The sequence below is a fragment of the Paraconexibacter sp. genome (assembly GCF_041602235.1).
In the GTDB taxonomy this organism is placed as follows: Bacteria; Actinomycetota; Thermoleophilia; order Solirubrobacterales; family Solirubrobacteraceae; genus Paraconexibacter.
Genome location: NZ_JBFIGP010000447.1, coordinates 1 through 2,040 on the forward strand (window position 1 = coordinate 1; position 2,040 = coordinate 2,040).

Annotated in this window: 2 protein-coding genes; one reads left to right on the forward strand and one right to left on the reverse strand. The window is 72.7% G+C overall.

Features of this window, described 5'->3' with window-relative positions; genetic code table 11:
* A partial coding sequence (locus ABYE80_RS20240) for an ABC-F family ATP-binding cassette domain-containing protein (RefSeq protein WP_372792163.1) occupies nucleotides 1-1,613 on the forward strand: 1,613 nt, incomplete at its 5' end.
* 32 nt (nucleotides 1,614-1,645) lie between these two features.
* Here the strand turns inward: ABYE80_RS20240 and ABYE80_RS20245 are convergent.
* Nucleotides 1,646-2,040: hypothetical protein (locus tag ABYE80_RS20245; protein WP_372792165.1), on the reverse strand; the 395-nt coding region annotated here is incomplete at its 5' end.

Below are 2,040 nucleotides of genomic sequence, written 5' to 3' on the forward strand. Positions count from 1 at the left end.
CCGATCTCGCGTACGCCCACCCCGGAGGCGACCTCCTCTTCTCGGGGGTGTCCTTCAAGCTGGCGCCGGGTCGGCACGCCGGTCTCGTGGGCGCCAACGGGGTGGGTAAGACCACCCTGCTGCGCGTGATCGCGGGCGCGGTCGAGGCCGACGACGGCGAGGTCGCACTCGGCGGGCGGCTCGCGATGATGCCCCAGGACGTCGGGGTCGGCGACGACGAGCGCACGGTGCGTGAGCTGCTCCTGTCGGTCGCCCCGGCCGGTCTGCGGGAGGCCGGCGTGCGCATGGCGCAGGCCGAGTGGGGCACGACCGACCCGGAACCGGAGGCGGCGGCCAAGGCCGGGATCGCGTTCGCCGAGGCGATCGACGACTGGGGCCGTGGCGGCGGCTACGAGCTGGAGGCGCAGTGGGACGCGGCGTGCCGCCGGGTCGTCGGGCAAGGCATGGCGGAGGTCGGCGAGCGCCCGGCCGTCTCCCTGTCCGGTGGGGAGCGCAAGCGCCTGGTGCTCGACCTCCTGCTCGCGTCGGACGCCCAGGTGCTGCTGCTCGACGAGCCCGACAACTTCCTCGACATCCCCGGCAAGCGCGCGCTCGAGGCGGCCGTGCGTGCCTCACGCAAGACGATCCTGATGATCAGCCACGACCGCGAGGTGCTGTCCAAGGCGGTCGACACCATCGTCACGCTGGAGGGCAGTGGCGCCTGGGTGCACGGCGGGTCCTACGAGAACTACCCGGAGGCCCGCGAGGCCCGCCAGCAGCGCATGGGGGCCAAGCTCAAGCAGTGGCAGGAGGAGGAGCGGCGCCTGCGCGACTACTACAAGCTGCTCAAGGAGCGCGCCCGCTACTCCCCGGACTTCGCGAAGAAGGCCGACGCCGCCGAGACCCGATGGGAGCGGTTCGTCAAGGAGGGACCGCCGCCGGCGCCGGTCGTCGACCACGCGATCAAGGTGCGGCTGCGCGGCGGCGACAGCGCGCGCCGGGTCCTGGATCTACGAGCGCTCGGGATCGACGGCCTGATGGCTCCAGTGACCGACGAGGTGCACTTCGGGGAGCGTCTGGGCCTCATCGGACCCAACGGGTCGGGCAAGACCCATCTCATGCGGCTGTTCGCCGGGGACGGCGACGTCCCCCACAGCGGTGAGCTCGTCCAGGGTCCGCGCGTCTCGGTCGGACTGTTCAGCCAGCTCAACCGACGGGACGACTTCCTCGGCCGCAGCTGCCTGGATGTCGTCATGGAGCGGACCGCCGATCACCAGCGGGCGATGGCCGCGCTTGCGCGCTACGGCCTCGTCGACGCCGCCCAGCGGTCCTACGACGTGCTGAGCGGAGGACAGAAGGCCCGGCTGGAGATCCTCTGCCTCGAGCTCGAGGGCCACAACCTCCTGCTGCTCGACGAGCCGACCGACAACCTCGACATCGACTCCTGCGCCGCGCTCGAGCAGGCCCTGGACGGCTTCGAGGGGACGGTGGTGGCGGTGTCCCACGACCGGGCCTTCCTGCGTTGCCTGGATCGCTTCTGGCTGCTGGGGCACGACGGTCGGCTCCGCGCGCTGGCCACGCCCGACGACGCGATCGACGCCCTGGAGCGCGGGGTGGGCGCGGGGCGCGGGTAGGACTGCCGAACGAGGCGTCCGACGCGGCCCTCTCAGGCCCGCGCGCGCCGCCGGCGCTGGAACGTGACCGCGATGATCACGGTCCCGATCGCGCCCGCCGCGATGAACAGCAGGATCGCGCCGACGAGCGCCTCGACGATCGAACTGCCCACGCCGGGGCCGATCGCCAGGATCGCGCGGGCGTCCGCGCCACCAGGGCCGGGGGTCACGGCGACGCGGTAGCGCCCGTCCCGCGGGATGGCGATGCCGGCGACGGACTCGCCGTTGTGGCCGCGGACCCCGTAGGTGACCGAGCCCGAGTGCTCCTCGATCGGGATCGTGCCGCCGTCCGCCGCCGTGACCGTGATGCGAAGGACCGGGACCGCTTCGCCATGGCCTTCGTAGTAGAGGGACTGGCGTCCCTCGCTCAGGGTGATCGTGCGAGCGC